This is a genomic window from Streptomyces apricus, assembly GCF_008369065.1.
Lineage (GTDB): Bacteria > Actinomycetota > Actinomycetes > Streptomycetales > Streptomycetaceae > Streptomyces > Streptomyces apricus.
Genome location: NZ_VDFC01000123.1, coordinates 1 through 4,075, shown reverse-complemented (window position 1 = coordinate 4,075; position 4,075 = coordinate 1). Strand labels below are relative to the sequence as shown.

Below are 4,075 nucleotides of genomic sequence, written 5' to 3'. Positions count from 1 at the left end.
TCTCAGACACGGGCGAGCTCCTTCGTGCCGAACAGCCCGGCGGGCCGGATGAGCAGGATCACGGTCATCACCAGGTAGGGGGCGACGTCGCCGAGGCCCCGGCCCAGGAAGCTCAGTTCGCTCTGGTAGCCGGCCGCGAGGGATTCCGTGACGCCGACGACCAGGCCGCCGACGAGCGCTCCGGTGGTGGAGTCCAGGCCGCCGAGGATGGCGGCGGGGAAGGCCTTGAGGGCGGCCAGCGAGGTGGCCCGTTCCAGGCCCGGGGTGGGGAAGACCGTCAGGAACAGGGCGGCGACGGCGGCCAGTCCGCCGGCCACGGCCCAGGCGCCGAGCGACACCCGGCCCAGCCGTACGCCCATCAGCGCGGCCGTCTCGGCGCTCTCGGCGGCGGCCCGCATGGCGACACCCCAGGAGGTGTAGCGGAACGCGAGCAGGAAGACCGTGATGAGCAGGCCCGCGGTGACGAAGGCGGCGATGCGCGTGTGGGCCAGTGAGATCGGGCCGACGGTGAGCACCGAGTCGCCCCACGGGTCGCCCAGCGGCAGCACGTCGGTGCCGATCCGCCGGGTCAGCTCCGTGGTGAGCAGGATGTCCACGCCGATCGTGACGATGGCGAGGACGCTGTGGTCGTGGCCCCGGTAGCGGCGCATCACCAGGAACTCGACGGCCGCCCCGACCACCGCGGCCCCGGCGATCCCGACCAGCAGGGCGGGCCAGAAGCCGAGGTCGTCGTGGAGGGTCGCGGTGAAGTACCCGCCCGCCAGGAGCAGCGAGGCGTGGGCGAAGTTGACGACCTCGGTGGCCCGGAAGATGACCACGAAGCCGAGGGCGATGAGGGCGTAGACCGAGCCCATCGAGATGCCGTTGAGGAGGAGTTCGACGAAGGTGCTCATGACGCGGCCTCCTCGTCGGGGCGCTCCCCGAGGTAGGCGCGCACGACCGCCGGGTCGTTCTGCACGTCGGCGGGGGCGCCGTCCGCGATGCGGCGCCCGAAGTCGAGTACGGTCACCGCGTCGGCGAGCCGCATCACCACCCCCATGTCGTGTTCCACCAGGACGATCGAGATGCCGAGGCTGTCGCGGACGCCCGCGATCACCGCGGCCGTACGGGTCCGCTCGTCGGCGGTCATGCCCGCCACCGGTTCGTCCAGGAGCAGCAGCCGGGGCTCCATGCACAGGGCGCGGGCGAGTTCGGCGAGTTTCTGCTGCCCGTACGGCAGGGAGCCCGCCGGACGGCCGAGGCAGGACGAGATGCCGACGAACTCGGCGATCTCACGGACGCGTTCACGGTGACGGCGCTCCTCACGGGCCGCTGCCGGCAGCCGCAGTCCGGTGGAGAGGAAGCCGCTGCGGGTCAGCCGGTGGCGGCCCAGCAGGAGGCTGTCCTCGACCGTGGCGAGCGGCGGCAGGGCGAGGTTCTGGAAGATGCGGGCGACGCCCAGGCCGGCGATGCGGTGCGGAGGCATCCCGGTCAGTTCGTGCCCGCCGAAGCGGACGCTGCCCGCGGTGGCGCGGTAGACGCCGGACAGGACGTTGAAGCAGGTGGACTTCCCGGCTCCGTTGGGGCCGATGAGGGCGTGGACGGTGCCCGGACGCACGGTGAAGCCGACCGCGTCCAGGGCGGTCAGGCCGGCGAACCGCACGGTCAGGTCCGTGACGTGCAGCGGCGGTACGCCGGCGTCGGAACCGGCGTCGGCACGTGCACCGGAACCGGTGCCGGTGCTGGATCCGGTGTCGGTGCCGGGTGAACCGGGCTGTGGTGGCGCGTCGTTCGTCATGGTGAGGTGCTCACCCCTTCCATCGGGTCAGCGCCGGGTGCGAGGCGCGGGCCCGCTCGGCGTCGGCCGCCGCGTCCTCGTCGACCACGCCCAGGTAGCGGCGGCGCACCTCGTCGGAGGCGGCCAGTTCGGCCGCGGGACCGGACAGGGTGACCTCGCCGACCTCCAGGACGTAGGCGCGGGAGGCGAGGCGCAGGGCGAGGGCGGCGTTCTGCTCGACGAGCAGGATCGAGGTGCCCTGGGCGCTGATCTCCCGGATCGTCGCGGCGATCCGCTCGGCCATCAACGGGGCGAGTCCCAGGGACGGTTCGTCGAGCAGCAGCATCCGCGGGCCGGCCATCAGGGCGCGGCCGACCGCGAGCATCTGCTGCTCCCCGCCCGACAGGAGGCCGGCCCGCTGCTGGGCGCGGTCGGCGAGGACGGGGAACAGTTCGTGGACGCGGCGCAGGGCGGCGGCCCGCTCCACGCGGCCCCCGGTGGCCCCGAGCGCGCCGGAACGCAGGTTGTCGGCGACGGTCATCCGGGTGAACACCTGCCGCCCCTCCGGGACCTGGGAGATCCCGGCGGCGACCACCCGGTCCGGCGGCACCCCGTCGATCCGGCGGCCGTCCAGGCTCACCGTGCCGCCGGTCACCGCGCCGCCGTGGAAGGACAGGGTCCGGCAGATCGCCCGGAGCAAGGTCGTCTTGCCCGCCCCGTTGCCGCCGAGGACCGTGACCACGGCCCCCTCCGGCACGTCGAGGGAGACCTGGCGCAGTGCCCGTACGGGCCCGTATCCGACCGACAGTTCCTGTACGGCCAGCCCTGGACCACCCATGGCATTCCCCCTGTCGTCGCGCTCCGGACCGCCGTGCCCCGGCGGCGTGTTCACGGTCGGTGTGGCGCTCACGACAGCACCGGCGCGGGCGTGCGTCCACGGCAGGCGGGCGAATCGCTGCGGGTGACCAGCGGGTGCGGGCGCGCGTTGTGCGCGCGCACAACACCGCGTGTCAGGGGCCTGCGCGGGGCGGGCGGGCGATGGCATCCTCCGGTCATGGGAGCCCGCAGAAGGCGTACCGGTGACGACTGGAAGCTGCTCGCCGAGTCCTGCACGGCGCTGCTGGAGCGGCTGCCGGAGCTGGTCGACGAGCACATGCGGCAACTGGCCGCGCACTCCCCCGTCTACGGGGAGTTCCTGCCCTACGACCAGCAGTGGCGGGAGGCCGAGGAGGCGATGCGGATCGGGATCGAGACGATCTCCGCGCCGCGGGACTCGCCGCGCCGCGACCTGGAGTACGCGGAGGACGCGGGGCGCCGTCGGGCCCAGCAGGGCCTGCCGCTGGAGCTGCTGGTGCACGCGTACCGCGCCGCGGGCTATCTGGTGTGGGACGCGCTGATGGAGGGCGCGGCCGGGAAGGAGCCGGAGCGGCTGGGCGCGCTGATGCGATCGGCGACCATGGTGTGGTCCGCCGTGGACGCGCAGGCCGCGACGGCGACCGGGGCGTACCTGACCACCGAGGCGGAGCTGCGGCGGCGGACCGACGAACGGCTGCAGGCGCTGCTCGACGCGCTCCTGGAGGGGCAGGAGGCGCCGGGCCTGGCGGCGCGCGCCGCCGCGGGGCTCGACCTGCCCGAGCGGGGCCCGTACGCCGTCGTCGTGCTGCGCTGCGAACGGCGCGAGCCCGTGCGGCGGCCCGTGGGCGGTGAGGGGCTGCGGTTCGTGTGGCGGATGCGGGCGGACTGCGAGGKGGGGGTGGTGGCCCTCGACGCCGGGCAGGGCCTGGACGGGATCGCGCGGGCGCTCGACGGGCGCTGCTCCGGTCCCGGCGGGATCAGTCCGGTGGTCGCCGGGCTCGCCGAGCTGGGGCGGGCCCGGCGGCTCGCGGAGCTGGCGCTGCGCACGTGCGCGCCGGACGCGACCGCCGTCGTACGGCTCGACCAGCGGATGCCGACGGCGCTCGTCGTCAGCCAGCCGGAGCTGGCCGGGCGGCTCGTGTCGGACGTCTTCGGGCCGCTGCTGGAGCTGGAGCCGGCGGACCGGGCGGTGCTGCTGGAGACGCTGGACGCGTGGCTGTGCTGCGAGGGGTCCGCCGGGCGGGCGGCCGGGCGCCTGTACTGCCACCGCAACACGGTCTTCAACCGGCTGCGCCGCCTTGAGCAGCTCACGTCCCGGTCGCTGGCGCGCCCCCGGGACCTGATCGAGATGACACTGGCCCTGGACGCGTACCGCTTGGGGTGACCCGAGGGTCACCGCCTGGGGGCTGCGCCCCCAGACCCCCCTGTCGCGCTGCGCGCTCCTGCGCAGTTCCCCGCGCCCCT

Annotated in this window: 4 protein-coding genes; 1 reads left to right on the top strand and 3 read right to left on the bottom strand. The window is 74.6% G+C overall.

The window, feature by feature from the left end:
* Positions 1-2 precede the first annotated feature (2 nt).
* From FGF04_RS38320 to FGF04_RS38310, 3 genes are read right to left on the bottom strand one after another with little or no spacing between them, the layout of a single operon-like run.
* Positions 3-893: a branched-chain amino acid ABC transporter permease gene (locus tag FGF04_RS38320; protein WP_149516006.1), complete on the bottom strand. Its 891-nt coding sequence runs from the start codon at positions 891-893 to the stop codon at positions 3-5.
* On the bottom strand, positions 890-1,777 hold the full coding sequence (locus FGF04_RS38315) for an ABC transporter ATP-binding protein (RefSeq protein ID WP_235882731.1): 888 nt from the start codon (positions 1,775-1,777) through the stop codon (positions 890-892). Before FGF04_RS38315 ends, FGF04_RS38320 begins: the two co-directional genes overlap by 4 nt.
* Before the next feature lie 10 nt (positions 1,778-1,787).
* Positions 1,788-2,594 (bottom strand): ABC transporter ATP-binding protein, encoded by an 807-nt coding sequence (locus FGF04_RS38310; RefSeq protein WP_149516005.1) that lies wholly within the window; start codon positions 2,592-2,594, stop codon positions 1,788-1,790.
* A 216-nt stretch (positions 2,595-2,810) separates the two neighbouring features.
* Between FGF04_RS38310 and FGF04_RS38305 the strand changes: the two genes are divergently transcribed.
* On the top strand, positions 2,811-3,995 hold the full coding sequence (locus FGF04_RS38305; protein ID WP_149516004.1) for a PucR family transcriptional regulator: 1,185 nt from the start codon (positions 2,811-2,813) through the stop codon (positions 3,993-3,995).
* Positions 3,996-4,075: the final 80 nt, after the last annotated feature.

Bases quoted from the DNA above. Each gene is read 5' to 3' on its own strand.
- FGF04_RS38320 (WP_149516006.1), bottom strand. From the start codon at position 893: ATGAGCACCTTCGTCGAACTCCTCCTCAACGGCATCTCGATGGGCTCG.
- FGF04_RS38315 (WP_235882731.1), bottom strand. From the start codon at position 1,777: ATGACGAACGACGCGCCACCACAGCCCGGTTCACCCGGCACCGACACC.
- FGF04_RS38310 (WP_149516005.1), bottom strand. From the start codon at position 2,594: ATGGGTGGTCCAGGGCTGGCCGTACAGGAACTGTCGGTCGGATACGGG.